The 16,127-nt window shown below is 71.7% G+C and carries 8 protein-coding genes and 1 pseudogene; 2 read left to right on the plus strand and 7 right to left on the minus strand.

Annotated elements, in window-relative coordinates:
- Positions 1 to 112: 112 nt before the first annotated feature.
- A complete protein-coding gene (locus AMIS_RS35325; protein ID WP_014447265.1) occupies positions 113 to 5,050 on the minus strand; it encodes an NAD-glutamate dehydrogenase in 4,938 nt (1,645 codons plus the stop codon).
- Positions 5,051 to 5,286: 236 nt separating this feature from the next.
- Here AMIS_RS35325 and AMIS_RS35330 point away from each other — a divergent pair, with 236 nt between their 5' ends.
- Positions 5,287 to 7,191, plus strand: coding sequence for a penicillin-binding transpeptidase domain-containing protein (locus AMIS_RS35330; protein ID WP_014447266.1), 1,905 nt, complete (start codon positions 5,287 to 5,289; stop codon positions 7,189 to 7,191).
- A 917-nt stretch (positions 7,192 to 8,108) separates the two neighbouring features.
- Here the strand turns inward: AMIS_RS35330 and AMIS_RS42075 are convergent.
- From AMIS_RS42075 to AMIS_RS44425, 4 genes and pseudogenes are all read right to left on the minus strand, one after another.
- Positions 8,109 to 9,012: pseudogene (locus AMIS_RS42075) on the minus strand (arginase family protein); the annotation flags it as partial.
- Positions 9,013 to 9,049: 37 nt separating this feature from the next.
- Entirely contained in the window at positions 9,050 to 10,018 is a 969-nt protein-coding gene (locus AMIS_RS35340; protein WP_014447268.1) for a tetratricopeptide repeat protein, read from the minus strand.
- A gap of 75 nt (positions 10,019 to 10,093) precedes the next feature.
- Positions 10,094 to 11,767 (minus strand): acyl-CoA mutase large subunit family protein, encoded by a 1,674-nt coding sequence (locus AMIS_RS35345; protein ID WP_014447269.1) that lies wholly within the window; start codon positions 11,765 to 11,767, stop codon positions 10,094 to 10,096.
- 183 nt (positions 11,768 to 11,950) lie between these two features.
- Positions 11,951 to 13,288 carry an FAD-dependent oxidoreductase gene (locus AMIS_RS44425; protein ID WP_014447270.1) on the minus strand — a complete coding sequence of 446 codons (1,338 nt, stop codon included), beginning with the start codon at positions 13,286 to 13,288 and terminating at the stop codon, positions 11,951 to 11,953.
- A gap of 53 nt (positions 13,289 to 13,341) precedes the next feature.
- Here AMIS_RS44425 and AMIS_RS35355 point away from each other — a divergent pair, with 53 nt between their 5' ends.
- Positions 13,342 to 13,926 (plus strand): PadR family transcriptional regulator, encoded by a 585-nt coding sequence (locus AMIS_RS35355; protein WP_014447271.1) that lies wholly within the window; start codon positions 13,342 to 13,344, stop codon positions 13,924 to 13,926.
- 12 nt (positions 13,927 to 13,938) lie between these two features.
- Here the strand turns inward: AMIS_RS35355 and meaB are convergent, their stop codons facing one another.
- Together meaB and AMIS_RS35365 are read right to left on the minus strand one after the other, a co-directional pair.
- Positions 13,939 to 14,895: a methylmalonyl Co-A mutase-associated GTPase MeaB gene (meaB, locus tag AMIS_RS35360; RefSeq protein WP_014447272.1), complete on the minus strand. Its 957-nt coding sequence runs from the start codon at positions 14,893 to 14,895 to the stop codon at positions 13,939 to 13,941.
- Complete coding sequence (locus tag AMIS_RS35365; protein ID WP_041831599.1) at positions 14,892 to 16,103, minus strand: acetyl-CoA C-acetyltransferase; 1,212 nt, start codon at positions 16,101 to 16,103, stop codon at positions 14,892 to 14,894. Before AMIS_RS35365 ends, meaB begins: the two co-directional genes overlap by 4 nt.
- Positions 16,104 to 16,127 lie beyond the last annotated feature (24 nt).

The raw sequence follows: 16,127 nt of genomic DNA on the forward strand, positions 1-16,127 counted from the left end.
GACGAGGCGGGGATGTGGACAACGGGTTCGCGGAGCCCGGCGGGTGGTAGGGGCGTGACGCAGGAAGCGGGCCGCCCGGTTCCCCGGACGGCCACGCCCCCACCGGGACCCGTCAAGCAGCCGACGTCTTGACCAGCGTCCGGATCTGCCGCAGCAGCACCGACAACGCCGCCAGGTCAGCCGGCGAATCCTCCACGTTCCCCATCGCGTTCGACGCCCGCGCGATCGACGCCGCGTTCACCTGCTCCCACTCGGACACCCGGTCCTCCGGGGCCGCCTCCGCCGGCGTCGACTGCAGGACCTCCGCCGTCAACGCGGCCAGCGCCGCGTACAGGTCGTACCGCAGCGCCATCCGCGCGAGCGTCTGCCACCTGTCGTTACGCGGCAGCCGGGAGATGTGCGACAGGAGCGTGTCGACCCCGAAGCGCTCGGAGAGCACGAAGTACACCGACGCCACCTCGTGCGGGTCGCGGCCGACGGACGCCGCCGTCTCCAGGATGTCCAGCAGACCGAAGCCGTAGAACACCCGGCTCACCGACTCGGCGATCGCCTCCGGGACGTCCTTGCCGGTCAGCGCGGCGGTCCGCTGTTCCAGGTTGCGCCGCTCGGCGCCGACGATGACGTGGGGCAGGCGGGGCATCAGCTCGGCGACGCCGGGCCGCAGCTTGGCGATCTCGCCGGCCACGTCGATCGGCGAGCGGCGGGTGCTGACCAGCCAGCGGACCGCCCGGTCGAGCAGCCGCCGGGTCTCCAGCAGCACCGCGGTCTGCGCGGCGGTCGGCACCTCGTTGTCCAGGCCCTCGGCGGCCTGCCAGATCTCCTTGAGGCCGTAGACGTCGCGGACCACGATGTACGCCCGGATCACGTCGGCCGCCGACGCCCCGCTCTCCTCCATCGCCCGGTAGACGAACGAGGTGCCGCCCCGGTTGACCACCTCATTCACCAGCGACGTGGAGATGATCTCCCGGCGCAAGCGGTGACCGGCCATCCGGCCGGCGAACCGGTCGCGCAGCGGTGTGGGGAAGTACCGGGTGAGGACGTCGGCCGTCCAGCCCTCGTCGACGAGCTCGTCGGCGAGGACCTCGCGCTCCAGACTGATCTTGACGTAGGCCAGGAGCACGGCGAACTCCGGCGCGGACAGGCCTTCGCCGGTCTCGTACCGGGCGGCGAGCTCCTTGTCCGAGGGCAGCGCCTCGAGCTCGCGGTTCAGTTCGCCCCGCTCCTCCAGCGACTTGAGCATCCGCCGGTGCACCGGGAGCAGCGAGTGCGCCTGGGCCCGGGCGTTGCCGAGCGCCATCGCCTGCTCGTAGTTGTCCCGCAGCACCAGCGCGCCGACCTCGTCGGTCATCGCGGCGAGCAGCTCGTCGCGTTCCGGCAGGGTCATCTCGCCGTCGGTCACCGCGCCGCCGAGCAGGATCTTGATGTTGACCTCGTGGTCGGAGCAGTCCACACCGGCCGAGTTGTCGATGAAGTCGGTGAAGACCCGGCCGCCGGAGCGGGCGAACTCGATCCGCCCGCGCTGGGTGAGACCGAGGTTGCCGCCCTCGCCGACCACCTTGACCCGCAGGTCGGCGCCGTTGATCCGGATCGCGTCGTTGCCCTTGTCACCGACGTCCGCGTGCGACTCGGAGGCCGCTTTCACGTAGGTGCCGATGCCGCCGTTGAAGTACAGGTCGACCGGCGCGGTCAGGATCCCCCGCATCAACTCGGTCGGGCTGACCGAGGTGGCCTCACCGAGCCCGAGGACGGCCCGGACCTGCGGGCTCACCGGGATCGACTTGGCGCTGCGCGGATAGACGCCGCCGCCCTCGCTGATCAGCTCACGGTCGTAGTCGGCCCAGGACGAGCGCGGAAGGTCGAACAGGCGGCGCCGTTCCGCGTACGAGATCGCGGGGTCGGGGTCGGGGTCCAGGAAGATGTGCCGGTGGTCGAAGGCCGCCACCAGCCTGATGTGCTCGGAGAGCAGCATCCCGTTGCCGAAGACGTCGCCGGACATGTCGCCGACGCCGACCACGGTGAAGTCCTCGCTCTGGGTGTCGATCCCCAGGTCGCGGAAGTGCTTCTTCACCGACTCCCACGCGCCGCGGGCGGTGATGCCCATCTTCTTGTGGTCGTAACCGGCCGAGCCGCCGCTGGCGAACGCGTCACCGAGCCAGAAGTCCTTGCTCACCGAGATCTCGTTGGCGATGTCGCTGAACGTGGCGGTGCCCTTGTCCGCGGCGACCACCAGGTACGGGTCGTCGCCGTCGTGCCGCACCACGTCCTGCGGCGGGATGATCTTGCCGCTCAGGATGTTGTCGGTGACGTCCAGCAGCGCGGTGATGAAACCCTTGTAGCACTCCACCGCCTCGTCCCGGTCGCCCGGCTTCTGCTTCAGGACGAAGCCGCCCTTCGCGCCCACCGGGACGATCACCGCGTTCTTCACCATCTGCGCCTTGACCAGGCCCAGGACCTCGGTGCGGAAGTCCTCGCGCCGGTCCGACCAGCGCAGGCCGCCGCGGGCCACCGCGCCGAACCGCAGGTGCACACCCTCGAACCGCGGCGAGTAGACGAAGATCTCGTACTTCGGGCGGGGCTGCGGCAGGTCCGGGATGGCCTGCGGGTCCAGCTTGAACGCCACGTACGACTTGGGCCGGCCCTCGGTGCCCCGCTGGAAGAAGCTGGTCCGCAGGGTGGCCTCGATCAGGGTCAGGTACGAGCGCAGGATCCGGTCCTGGTCGAGGCTCTCCACCTGGTCGAGCAGCGCGGTGATCCGGTCCCGCAGCCCGGTCGCGCGGCGGGCCCGTTCCGCCTCGCCCACCTCCAGCGCCGGCGAGAACCGGGTCTCGAAGAGCCGCACCAGCAGACCGGCGATCTCCGGATAGGCGGTGAAGGTCGATTCCACGTACCGCTGGGAGAAGACGTTCCCGGTCTGCCGCAGATATTTCGCGTACGCCCGCAGCACCACCACCTGACGCCAGGTGAGCCCGGCCCGCAGCACCAGTTCGTTGAACCCGTCCACCTCGGCCTCACCACGCCAGGCCGCCGCGAACGCGTTCTCCACCTGCGGGCGCACCTCGGCGAGCTCGCGGTGGCCGGCCGGTGGGAGCAGGCCGAAGTCGTACAGGTAGATCACGCCGTCGTCGCGGCGGATCTCGTACGGCCGCTCGTCGGTGACCCGGACGCCGAGCGAGTGCAGCACCGGCAGGACCGTGGAGAGCATCATCGGCTCCCCGTACCGGTAGACCTTGAACCGCACGTCCCGCTCGTCCGGCTCGGGCACGCCGTCCGCGCCGAGCCGGCGGCGCCGGAACAGGTGCATGGCGAGCTGGCCCGGCTCCTCGAGCAGCTCCAGCTTGGCGAGATCCTGGATTCCCTCGTACGGGGTGTGCCCGTTCTTGTAGCTCTCCGGGAAGGCCGCCGAGTACCTGTTGAACAGCGTCTTGGCCTGCTCGTCGCCGAGTTTGCGCTCGAGGACCAGGGAGAAGTCGTCGTCCCACATCCGGGTCGCGTCGGCGAGCAGCTCGGCCAGCTCGTTCGGGTCGACGTGGCCGGGCGGGTCGCCCGGGTCGGTCCGCACGATGAAGTGCACCCGCGCCAGCATCCGCTCGGTGACCCGGGTGGTGTAGTCGACACCGACGCCGTTCAGCTCGCGGAGCAGGATCTCCTGCATGCGCAGCCGGTTGCCGGTGGTGAACCGGTCCCGGGGCAGGTAGATCAGGCAGGAGATGAACCGGCCGTACCCGTCGCGGCGCAGGAAGAGGCGCAACTGGCGGCGGCCGGCCATCCGCAGGACGCCGATCACCGCCTCGTACAGATCGTCGGTCTTGATCTGGAAGAGCTCGTCGCGGGGGTAGGTCTCCAGGATCTGGAGCAGGTCCTTGCCGGAGTGCCCGCGCGGGGACAGCCCGGAGCGCTCCAGCACCTCCATCACCTTGCGCTTGACCACCGGAAGCTGGCGCACGCTGGTCCGGTACGCGGAGGAGGAGAAGAGCCCGAGGAAGCGGCGCTCGCCGACCACGGTGCCGGAGGCGTCGAAGATCTTCACGCCGATGTAGTCGAGGTACGCCGACCGGTGCACGGTGGCCCGCGAGTTGGCCTTGGTGATCACCAGGAGCCGTTTCTCCAGGACCCGCTGGTACGCCTCGGGCGCCATCGTGGCGAGCGGGCGCGGCTTGCTGGCGCCGCGCATGATGCCGAGCCCGGTGCCCGGAACCGCGCTGAGGACCCCCTCGTCCAGGTGGTACTCGCGGTAGCCGAGGAACGTGAAATGGTCGTGCGCGAGCCACTCGAGCAGCTCGATCGTGTCCGTGACGTCCTTGTCCGGCACCGGTGGCATGGTGCCGGACTCGGTGGCGGAGGCCAGCTCCGCGGAGATCATCAGGGCGCGCTGCCGCATCCGGGGCCAGTCCTCGACCGCGTCCCGGACGTCGGTGAGCACCCGGCGCACCTCGTTGGTGAGCTGCTCGCGGGCCTCCGGGCGGCGGACCGGGTCGACCTCGATCCGGATCCAGCTCTCCACCAGGTCGCCGTCGATCGCGTCGTCCGGCTCGACCTCGGGCTCCACCTGCGCGAGCGCGCCGAGCGGCTCGCGGCGGACCACGATCAGCGGGTGCACGAGCAGGTGGACCTGCAGGTTGTGCGCGGTGAGCAGGGCCATCACGGAGTCGACCAGGAACGGCATGTCGTCGGTCACGATCCGGACGACGGTGTGCCCCTGGGAGCCGCTGGGCTCGGTGACGGACAGCTTCACCTCGCCGGGCAGGCGGTTGCGGGCCAGCTCGCGGTGCTCGACCGCGGCCGCGTACATCTCGTCCGGCGTGTAGCCGACCAGCTCCTCGTCGGGTGCGAACCGCCAGAAGCGGTCGACCAGTGATGCGGTGCTGATGTCCTCGCCCGCCTGCTGGACCGCCTGCGCGACGAGCCTCTCGGCGTTCGGCAGTGGCTCGTCCAGCTCCCCTGAGTCGGTGGACGCCCCCAGACGCCCGGTGAGGGCGAGTCCGGGCTGCGGCACCGAAGGATCGGGCACAGTGTGATCAGAATCGGTCGCTGCCTCGTCGGCGACAGCCATGGCTCCGGCGCTCCCCTCACCCACGGCACTGTGGGTTCGAACGTGTCGAGCACAGCCTAGAACGACCGGCCCGGCACCTCTCACACCCCGGGTGTGCCAGCGAGTGATGTGCGCTTTTGCGCCGTATCACCTACTGCGGGACACCATGACGGGCGTTGGCCTACTACGGTTCGATGAGCTACCCAGGGATTCGATCAACTACCCAGGGGATCAACTACCCAGGGGAAAGGAACGTCATGCGCCGCACCACCGCCGGGATCGCCGCGCTGCTCGTACTCGCCGCGGGCGGATTGGCCGGGTGCTCCGCCGACCCGCCCGAGGACGCCGTCTCGGCGTTCGTCGCCGGCTGGCAGAGCGGTGACCTGAACGACGTCGGATTCGTCACCGCGAGCGGCAGCGGGATCGCCGCGCCCGAGGTGCTCACGGGCATCCGCGAACTCTACGGCGACCTCACCGGACCGCCGCCGGCGGTCTCCGCCGGGAAGACCACGACCACCGGGGACGACGCCAGCACCCCGATCACCGTGAAGTGGACGCTGCCCGGCGGGGTCGAGTGGTCGTACCAGAGCACGGTCCGCGCCACCAAGGCCGGCCGCGACGACTGGGCCGTCATCTGGGAGCCGGCGCTCGTCCAGCCGGATCTCGCCACCGGTGACAAGCTGCGTCTGCGCCGGGTCGCCTCGGACCGCGCCACCATCCAGGACGCGGACGGCAAACCCCTGGTCGGGCCGCAGAAGGTAGTGGTGATCGGGGTCAGCCCCGAGAAGATCACCGACTTCACCAAGCTGAAGAACGGCCTCGCCGCCGCGTTCAAGAAGGTCGCCGTGGACGTGGACCTGGACGCACTGAAGGGCCGGGTCGACGCCGCCGATCCGGGCGCCTTCATCGACCTGGTCACGCTGCGGCGGGCCGACTACAACAAGGTCCGCAATCAGGTACGGCCACTGCCCGGCACCGTGTTCCGCGAGGAGACCCGGCAGCTCGCGCCGACCCGCGCCTTCGCCCGCGCCCTGCTCGGCACCGTCGACGCCGCCACGAAAGAGGACATCGACGCCCGTCCGGACGTCCTCAAGGTGGGCGACCAGGCCGGGCACGGCGGCCTGCAGCAGAAGTACGACGACACGCTGCGCGGCACCGCCGGCCTCTCCGTGGTGATCTCCCGGGAGGCCGCCGACGGCGCCGTCGAGGACGACCCGATCTTCCAGTCCGACCCGGTCGACGGCAAACCCGTGAAGGTCACCATCGACACCGCCACCCAGAACGCCGCCGACAAGGCCCTGGCCGGCGAGAAACAGCCCAGCTCGATGGTGGCGATCCGGGTCAGCGACGGGGCCGTGCTGGCGGTCGCGAACGGCCCCGACGCGGGCGGCGTGAACACCGCCCTGACCGGCCAGGTCCCGCCCGGCTCGACATTCAAGATGGTTTCCGGGTACGGGGTTCTGGCCCGTGACGTGGTCACCGCCGACACGGTCGTCGACTGCCCGAAGACGTTCACCGTCGACGGGCGGGAGTTCAAGAACTCGCACGACGAGGCGCTCGGCAAGGTGCCGTTCCACGTCGACTTCGCGAAGTCCTGCAACACCGCGTTCGCCAGTCTCGCGCCGAAACTGACCGCGGCCGGCCTGCAGGAGGCGTCCACGGCGCTCGGCCTCGGCGGCGCCTGGGACATGGGCATCGAGGCGTACACCGGAGAGGTCTCCGACGGCGGCACCGGGACCGAACTGGCCGCCGCGATCTTCGGTCAGGGCAGCACCGTGGTGAGCCCGGTCGCCATGGCGGCGGCCACCGCGGCCGTCGCGAAAGGACAGTTCCAGCCGCCGAAACTGGTCCTCGACCCGGCGCCGGCGAAACCCGGCGAGGCCGGGCCGCAGCTCGACCCCGAGGCGGTGGCGTCACTGCGGGAGATGATGCGCGAGGTCGTCACCAACGGCACGGGTACGGCGTTGAAGAGCGTCCCCGGCAAACCGGTGCACGGCAAGACGGGCACCGCGGAGTTCGAGAACGGCTCCGAGGACACCCACTCGTGGTTCGTCGGCTACCAGGACGACGTGGCGTTCGCGGTGATGGTGCAGAAGGGCGGCGCCGGCTCGGAGGCGGCCGTGCCGATCGTCAAGCGCTTCCTCACCGAGCTGAACAAGTAGGACCCGACCCGAGACCCCCAGGCGGCCGGTGCGACAGCGCACCGGCCGTCTCAGCGGCGGCGCCGGCGGTCTCAGGAGCCGTGCGGCGGGCAGGGCCGGCTCAGCGGGCGCGGTGCCGGCTCAGGCCGCTCCGCCGCCCGGGAAATCCGGACCTTGGAAATCGCCGGCCGGGAACTCGGTGGCGCGGAAGCCGGGCCGCAGGACGCCGATCGCCGGCGGGTCCAGCGGCGGCCGCGGGCGCAGCATGCCGGGCCTGGTGGCCGGGAGCGGCTCGGAGTCGAGCAGCGGCGCCGAGCCGAGCGGCCTGGTCAGCAGCCGCATGTCGGGGCGCTCGCTCGGAGCAGCGGCGGACGCCGTAACCCGGTGCTCGCTGTCGTCCGGCTCCGATTCGTGCTGTTCGTCCGGCTCGTGCGCTTCCTCGGCCTCGTCGAGCGCCGCTGCGGAGCGCTCGTCCTCCGCGAAATCGTCCTCGCCATCACCCGAAGACGGCTCCTCGAACTGATCGGAATCAGCCACAGCCTCGAAGTCACCCACCGTCTCCGGCTCGGGCGCTTCCTCCGGCTCGCCCATCGATTCCGGCGCGGCGGTCAGATCCGGCGCGCGGACCGGGTCAGGCTCAGCGGTCAGGTCCGGCTCAGCGGTCAGGTCGGGCTCGGCTATCGGGTCCGGCTCGGCGATCGAGTCCGGCTCAGCGACGCGGTCCGGCTCAGCGATCGGGTCCGGCTCAGCGACGGGGTCCGGCTCGGCGATGGGGTCGGGGCTGTCGTCCATGGCGGGGATCGGGTCCATCCCGGCCGCCGACACCACCACCGGGTCCTGCGCCGCCGCGTCGTCCACGCCGTCCAGCAGCGGGGACACCTGCGGGGTCGCCAGATCACGGCGGGCCGCTATCAGGTCCGGCCGGGGCGCCGTGGTCTTCACCGGCGCCAGCCCCGCCGTCACGGCCGACACTATCTCCGCCGCGTAACGGCCGTCCGGGTCGTAGTCCGGGTCGAAGACGGTGATCTCCACGCCGAGGCAGTGCGGCGACTCGACCAGACCGGCCAGCAGCAGCTCCAGCTCGGGGAAGGCGATGCCACCCGGGTCCGGCGCGTCCACGGCCGGCATCACCGCCGGGTCCAGGACGTCGACGTCGATGTGCACCCAGTACCCCGCGCAGTCGACCAGCTGGTCGCGTGCCCACTGGGCGCTGCGGGCCGCCCCCTCGGCGCGCAGGGCCGGCACCGGCCGGGTCACGATCCCGGCGGCCTGCAGGTCCAGCCGGTACTCGTCCTGGGCGCGGATGCCGAGGACCACCACGTCGACGTCGCGGAAGTACGGCCGGCGGCGCTCGATCGCGGCCAGGTCGGCCTGACCACGACCGGTCACCAGGGCCAGGTCCTCACCGGCGGCTGCGCCCACGTAGGACGCGTTGCCCGGGTGCCGGAAATCGGAGTGCCCGTCCACGAAGACCAGGCCGATCCGTCCGCCGACCGCCTCGCCGAGACGGTGCATGGCGACGCCGGATCCGATCAGGATGGAACAGTCCCCGCCGAGCACCACCGGGAACTCACCGCCGTCGATGATCGCGCCGATCCGGTCGGCCAGCGCCCGCGAGTACGCGGCGATCTCCGCGGCGTGGGCGACGCCGTCACCGGGACGCCAGTCGCCCGGGTCGTACCGCGGCGGGGTGAGGCAGCCCGCGTCGCGGGCGCCGAGCTTGCTCAGTAGTCCGTGGTCGCGGAGGGCGCCGGGCGCCTTGGCGCAGCCCGGCACCGACGTCGCGGTCGGCGGGCGCAGGCCGAGATTGGACGGCGCGTCCAGAACGGCGATGCGGCGCACGACGCCCCCCTCTTCCTCAGTAGTAAGAAGCGCTGCCCTAGAAGAGCGCGCTGGCGAGGGCACGGCGTGCGCCGGCCACCGCGGGATCGTCCGGACCGGCCACGCTGAACAGCGACAGCAGGTGCTTGCGCACGGCGTCGCGATCCTCGCCGCTGGTGCGCTTCACCAGGCGGACCAGCCGCGCGTACGCGTCGGCGGCCTGCCCGCTGAGCACCTCGATGTCGGCGGCGAGCCGCTGCGACTCGACGTCGTCCGGGTTCGCCTCGGCCTTGGCGAGCACGGCCGCCGGGTCAGCGCCGCTGATCCGGCGGTAGAGCTCGACCTGGGCCAGCCCGGCCTCGGCCGCCGCGTCGGCCGGCGACTCCGCCAGGATCTTGCGGTACGCCGCCTCGGCCGCGTCCAGGTCGCCGGTCATCAGGGCGTCGTCGGCCGCGTCGAGCCGCGGGTCCTCGGGCGCGGCCACGCTCACTCCGGCCGCCTTGAGAACGGCGTCGATGTACTGCCGGATCTGGGCCTCGGGGAGCACCCCGGTGAAGCCCTCGACCGGCTGGCCGCCGATCACCGCGGTGACCATCGGGATGCCCTGCACCCGGAAGACCTGAGCGAGGCGCGGGTTGGAGTCCACATCGACCTTGCCGAGGAGCCAGGCCCCCGCGTACTCCCCGGCCAGCCGCTCCAGCACCGGCGAGAGCTGCTTGCACGGCTCGCACCAGTCGGCCCAGAAGTCCAGCAGGATCGGCGTGGTCAGGGACCGCTCCAGGACGGACTGGAAGTTGGCCTCGTTGACCTCGATGATGGTCTCCGGCGAGACGCCGGGAACCGCACCGGGGACACCGGCCGGCGGCGGGGCGGCTGCGGGCGCGCCGGTTGCCGGGTTACTGGTCGCCGGGGCACTGGTCGCCGGGGCACTGGGCGCGGCCGGTTTGGCCGGCGCCGAGGGGCGCAGCGCGCTGAGATCGACCGCGCCGCGGGTGAAGATCGACGGAGTGGTCCGTGGGTCGCTCATGGTTATTTAGTCTCGCACGCAGCAACGCCTGTTCGCGCCGCCACCAGGCCGCCGATATCGGACGTCACAGCGCTCCTAGAACCGGGCCGGCTCGCGGTAGATCCCCCACTCGTCCTTCAGCACGCCGCAGATCTCGCCCAGCGTCGCCTCGGCGCGGGCGGCGTCGAGCATCGCGGGGATCATGTTCTCCCCGGTGCGGGCCGTCGCGACCAGCCTCTCGAGAGCCGCCTTGACCCGTACCCCATCACGGTTGATCTTGCGAGTGCCCAGCTCGCGCCGCTGCACCACCTCGACCTCGTGGGAGACACGCAGGATCTCCAGGTCCTTGGCGACGGTGGTGGTGTGCGCGTTGACGCCGACCACCCTCTTGTCGCCTTTCTCCAGCGCCTGCTGGTAGACGAACGCGGCCTCGGCGATGTTCGCGGTGAACCAGCCGTCCTCGATGCCACGCAGGATGCCCTGTGTCACGCTGCCGTCGTGACCGAGCTCGCGGATCCGGGCGAAGATCTCCTCGGCCTCGGCCTCGATCCGGTCGGTGAGCGCCTCCACGTACCACGAACCGCCGAGCGGGTCGGCCACATTGACCACACCCGTCTCCTCCATCAGCACCTGCTGGGTGCGCAGGGCGATCTCGGCCGACTCGTCGGTGGGCAGCGCGAGGGTCTCGTCGAGCGCGTTGGTGTGCAGCGAGTTGGTGCCGCCGAGGACCGCCGCCAGGGCCTCGACAGCGGTCCGGACCACGTTGTTGACCGGCTGCTGCGCGGTCAGCGAGACACCGGCGGTCTGCGTGTGGAACTTCAGCCACAGCGCTTTCTCGCTCGTCGCGCCGTAGTCGTCGCGCAGGTGCCGGGCCCAGATCCGGCGGGCCGCCCGGAACTTCGCGATCTCCTCGAAGAAGTCGACGTGCGCGTCGAAGAAGAAGCTCAGGCCGGGCGCGAACTGGTTGACGTCGAGACCGCGGGACAGGCCCAGCTCGACGTACCCGAAGCCGTCCGCGAGGGTGTAGGCAAGCTCCTGCGCGGCGGTCGCCCCGGCCTCGCGGATGTGGTAGCCGGAGACGCTGAGCGGCTTGTATTTCGGGATCTCGGCCGCGCAGTACTCCATCAGGTCACCGATCAGGCGCAGGTGCGGCTCGGGCTCGAAGAGCCACTCCTTCTGCGCGATGTACTCCTTGAAGATGTCGGTCTGCAGCGTGCCGTCGAGCTTGCTGAGGTCGGCGCCCTGCCGCTCGGCGGCCACCAGGTACATGCAGAAGACCGGCACCGCGGGACCGGAGATGGTCATGCTGGTGGTGACGTCCTGCAGGGGGATGCCGTCGAAGAGCACGTCCATGTCGGCGGCCGAGTCGATCGCCACGCCGCAGTGGCCGACCTCGCCGAGCGACTGCGGCTCGTCCGAGTCGCGGCCCATCAGCGTGGGCATGTCGAACGCGACGCTGAGCCCGCCGCCTCCGGCCGCGAGGATCATCTTGTAGCGCTCGTTGGTCTGCCGGGCGTTGCCGAACCCCGCGAACTGCCGGATGGTCCAGGTCCTGCCGCGATAGCCGGTGGGATAAAGACCGCGGGTGTACGGGTATTCGCCCGGCCACCCGATGCGATCGAAGCCCGGGTAGTCGGCGCCGTCCGGCGGGCCGTAGACGGGATCGACCGTCGAACCGGAGAGCGTGGTGAAGTCGGCGTCCCGCTTGCGGGCAGCATCGAAGCGTCGTTGCCAGCGCTCCCGGCCGGCGGCGATCTCGGCAGCGTTCATCCCGACATCCTAGAGCAGAACTGAACGTTCATTAAGGCTATGACCCGGTTGCGATGACCAGCATGAGCTGTTCATCCCACTTTGACTGTTGTCGCTTCTTGCCCGGCCGACCGTCCGATCGCGAGAGTGGTCAGCGGATCCCCCCACCGCCCCGGTGGCGTCCGCCACGCTGCCGGGGCACCCTCAGACGATCTCCGGCACCCGGTGCTCGAAGATCCACGCCTGCGGGTCGCCCTTCCGGGTGAGCATCTTCGCCACCAGCGGGAACATCGCGTCCCGGATGGCCGCGCCGACCGGTCCGGCCGTCTTGCCGCTGCCGTTGCGGCGGCCGTGCGCGACGACCTTCTGCACACGGGTACGGCGGAGACGCTCGTATTTCTCCAGCGCGGCCGCCGTGTCGCCGGTCGCCGCCAGGCATCGCCCCAGGGTGACGGCGTCCTCGATCGCCATCGACGCGCCCTGGCCGGAGGAGGGCGAGACGGCGTGGGCCGCGTCGCCGATCAGGACGGTTCGCCGCGAGCGCCACACCGGGACCCGGCGCAGGTCCTCGGTGTTCCACGGGCCGAGCACCTCGTCGCTGGCCCGGATGATCGCGGCGGCGGGCAGGTCGTCGCCGTCGAAGAGGTCGATCAGGTAGTTCTTCCAGCTCTCCGGGGTGAACTCGCCGGGGCGGACCGGCTCCCGCCGCGGCGGATTGGCGAACCACCAGACCCGATTCCCGGGCCGATCCTCCGCGACCGGCCCGCTACCGGCGGCCGGCTCGTGGGCCGGTTCATGGGGCGGCTCGTGGGACGGCTCGTAGGGCGGCTCGTGGGACGGCTCGTAGGCCGGCTCGCGGAGCGGCTCGCGGGGCGGCGCGTGGGGCGGCTCGTGGGGCGGCTCGACCACCCAGCCGAAGAAGGCTCGGCGCCCGAAGGCCATCTGCACCAGGCCCGGGACGCCGGCGTCGACCGGACGGCTGGTGAACCCACCGGCGTTGAGCAGACCCAGATAGGCGGGCTCGGCGGCGCCCGGGTTCAGCGCCGCGCGGACGCGGGAGCGGAGGCCGTCCGCGCCGACCAGCAGTTCCCCCTCCGCCTCACCGCCGTCCTCGAACCGCACGGTCACGCCGGGCTCGGTGAAGCCGACGACCCGGCGGCCGTGCTCGATCGGGATGCCGCGCTCGGCCGCCGCTGACCGCAGCGCCGCGTAGAGGTCGGCACGCCGGATCGTCGTCGTCGTGGAACCGTCCGCGGCCGGGCCGCCGAGCGGCAGCACCGCGAGCCGCTTTCCCCGGCTGTTGCACATCGCCAGGGCCGGTGTGGGGAAGCCGGCCGCCAGCATCCGCTCGGGGTCGAGGCCGAGGTCACGCAGGGCGGCCACGCCGTTGACGGCCACCGTCAGGAACGCGCCGCGCTCGTCGGCGCCACGCTCGCGGGCCTCGAAGACGCGGGGCTCCCATCCGGCGCGGTGCAGGGCGATGGCGGTGACCGCTCCGGCGATGCCACCTCCGGCGATCAGAGCTCTCGGTTTATTAGTCATGTAATGACTATTGATGCCATGACTAAGAACCGTCAAGGCCTATTCTGAGCGCCATGAAGCGGTCCCCCCTCGCGATGGTTCTGCTGGCGCTACTGGTGGAGGCGCCGATGCACCCGTACCGGATGCAGCAGATGATCAAAGAGCGCGGGCAGGACCAGCTGGTCAACGTCGCGCAGCGCAACAGCGTCTACCAGGCGCTGGACCGCCTGGTGCGGGACGGCCTGGTGCGCGCCGGCGGCACCAGCCGGGAGGCGGGACGGCCGGAGCGCACGGTCTACGAGGTGACCGCGGAAGGCACGGCCACCCTGCGGCAGTGGCTGCTGGAGACGCTGCCGGAGCCGGCCCGCGAGTTCCCGGAGTTCCCGGTGGCGCTCGCGTTCCTGCCGATGCTCAGCCCGGACGAGGCCGCCGGCCTGCTGCGCCGGCGGCTCACCACGCTGGAGGAACGCGCCGCCGGCATCGAGGCACAGGCACCACCCGGGTTGCCACGGCTCTTCCTGGTCGAGGACGAGTACCGCGTCGTCCTGCTTCGCGCCGAGATCGCCTGGCTACGCGCCCTGACGGCCGATCTGGAGGCGGGGCGCCTCACCTGGGACCGTACCCTGATCGAGGAGACGCTGAAGCGTTTCGGCAGCTAGCCGCGGCAGGCGTCAGGTGAGGCCGGCCAGCAGCTCGCCGGCTGCGGCGTAGGGGTCCAGTTCGCCGGCTGCCACCTTCGCGGCCAGCTCGGTCAGGGTGGTTCCCTGCGACGGGTCGCCCATCCGGGCCCGCAACGAGCCCAGGGCGATCGCGGACACCTCGGCGGCGGCGCGGCGCTCACGGCGTACCCGAAGGTTGTCGCTGCTCTCCAGCCAGTCCCGGTGCTTGGCGATCGCGGCGACCACGTCGTCCAGACCCTCGCCCTTGACCGCCACCGCGCGGGTGACCTGCGGCCGCCAGTCCCCCGGGCCGCGCTCGCCGAGGGCAAGCATCCCCTGGATGTCGCGGTAGGTGATGTCCGCGCCGGGGCGGTCCGCCTTGTTGATCACGAAGACGTCGGCGATCTCCAGGACGCCGGCCTTGACCGCCTGGATCGCGTCGCCCATGCCCGGCGCGAGCAGCACCAGCGTGGTGTCGGCGAGCGAGGCGATCTCCACCTCGGCCTGGCCGACACCGACCGTCTCGACCAGGATCACGTCGCAGCCGGCGCCCTCCAGCACGCGCACCGCCTGGGGTGTCGCCGCCGAGAGACCGCCCAGCTGGCCGCGACTGGACATCGAGCGGATGTAGACGCCCCGGTCGGCGCTGTGGTCCTGCATCCGGATCCGGTCGCCGAGGATCGCGCCGCCGGTGAACGGGCTGGACGGGTCGACGGCGAGCACACCGACCCGGGCGCGTGTCGCGCGCAGCGCCCGGACCAGCTCGTTCGTGGTGGTGGACTTGCCGACGCCGGGCGCGCCGGTGAGGCCGACGACCTGGGCGCGGCCCGCGAACGGCGCCATCGCGGCGGCCACCTCGGGCAGCGCCGGATCGCCGTTCTCGACCAGGCTGATCAGGCGGGCGACGGACCGCGGATCGCCCTCTCTCGCCGCGGCGACGAGAGAGGGGACGTCGCGGGATCTGCTCACGCGGCCGGGGCCTCGGTCACCGGAGCGCCGGCCGGCACCTTGAGGATGAGGGCGTCGCCCTGGCCGCCGCCGCCGCAGAGGCCGGCCGCGCCGAGGCCCCCGCCGCGCCGCTGCAGTTCGAGGGCGAGGGTGAGCGCGAGCCGGGCGCCGGACATGCCGATCGGGTGGCCCAGGGCGATCGCGCCGCCGTTCACGTTGACGATCTCCTCGCTCACCTTGAGCTCGCGCGCCGACTGGATGACCACCTGGGCGAACGCCTCATTGATCTCGATCAGATCCAGATCGTCCACCGCGAGACCGGCCTTGTCCAGGGCGTGCCGGATGGCGTTGGCCGGCTGGGACTGCAGCGAGCTGTCCGGGCCGGCGACGTTGCCGTGCGCGACGATCTCGGCGAGCCAGGTGAGCCCGAGCTCCTCGGCCTTGGCCTTGCTCATCACGACCACCGCGGCGGCGCCGTCGGAGATCGGGGAGGCGGAGGCCGCGGTGATCGTGCCGTCCGCGGTGAAGGCGGGGCGCAGCTTGGCCAGCGACTCGGCGGTGGTGTCCGGGCGCACGCCCTCGTCGGTGTCGACCGGGCCGGTGGCGCCGCGGCCGCCGGCCGGGACTCCCGTGATCTCCTCGGCGAACCGGCCCTCGCGCTGGGCCGCGGCGGCGCGCTGGTGGCTGAGCGCGGCGAACGCGTCCTGCTCGGCGCGGGTGATCCCGAGCGCGGTTCCGCTGGTCTCGGTGGACTCACCCATCGAGATGCCGGCCCACGGGTCGGTGAGCCCGTCGAGGGCCATGTGGTCGCGAACCGTCACGTCACCGAACTTCTTGCCCTGCCGGGAGTCGGTGAGCAGGTGCGGGGCGTTGGTCATCGACTCCATGCCGCCGGCCACCACGATGTCGAACTCGCCGGCCCGGATCAGCTGGTCGGCCAGGGCGATCGCGTCCAGCCCGGAGAGGCACACCTTGTTGACGGTGACGGCCGGGGTGGTCATCGGGATGCCGGCCGCGACGGCGGCCTGCCGGGCCGGGATCTGCCCGCAGCCGGCCTGCAGCACCTGACCCATGATCACGTACTGCACCTGGTCGGGAGTGACGCCGGCGCGCTCGAGGGCGGCGGCGATCGCGTGACCGCCGAGGGCGGTGGCGGTCAGATGCTTGAGGTTGCCGAGCAGGCGCCCCATCGGGGTCCGGGCGCCACTGACGATGACGGAGCTGGTCACGGTCACGATCCGATCTGCGTCGAC

The organism is Actinoplanes missouriensis 431 (assembly GCF_000284295.1).
GTDB lineage: Bacteria > Actinomycetota > Actinomycetes > Mycobacteriales > Micromonosporaceae > Actinoplanes > Actinoplanes missouriensis.

What these genes read in the sequence shown, in the direction of transcription:
- AMIS_RS35325 (WP_014447265.1), bottom strand. Translation starts at nt 5,050, where the DNA reads ATGGCTGTCGCCGACGAGGCAGCGACCGATTCTGATCACACTGTGCCC.
- AMIS_RS44425 (WP_014447270.1), bottom strand. Translation starts at nt 13,288, where the DNA reads ATGACTAATAAACCGAGAGCTCTGATCGCCGGAGGTGGCATCGCCGGA.
- AMIS_RS35355 (WP_014447271.1), top strand. Translation starts at nt 13,342, where the DNA reads ATGAAGCGGTCCCCCCTCGCGATGGTTCTGCTGGCGCTACTGGTGGAG.
- AMIS_RS35345 (WP_014447269.1), bottom strand. Translation starts at nt 11,767, where the DNA reads ATGAACGCTGCCGAGATCGCCGCCGGCCGGGAGCGCTGGCAACGACGC.
- AMIS_RS35340 (WP_014447268.1), bottom strand. Translation starts at nt 10,018, where the DNA reads ATGAGCGACCCACGGACCACTCCGTCGATCTTCACCCGCGGCGCGGTC.
- AMIS_RS35330 (WP_014447266.1), top strand. Translation starts at nt 5,287, where the DNA reads ATGCGCCGCACCACCGCCGGGATCGCCGCGCTGCTCGTACTCGCCGCG.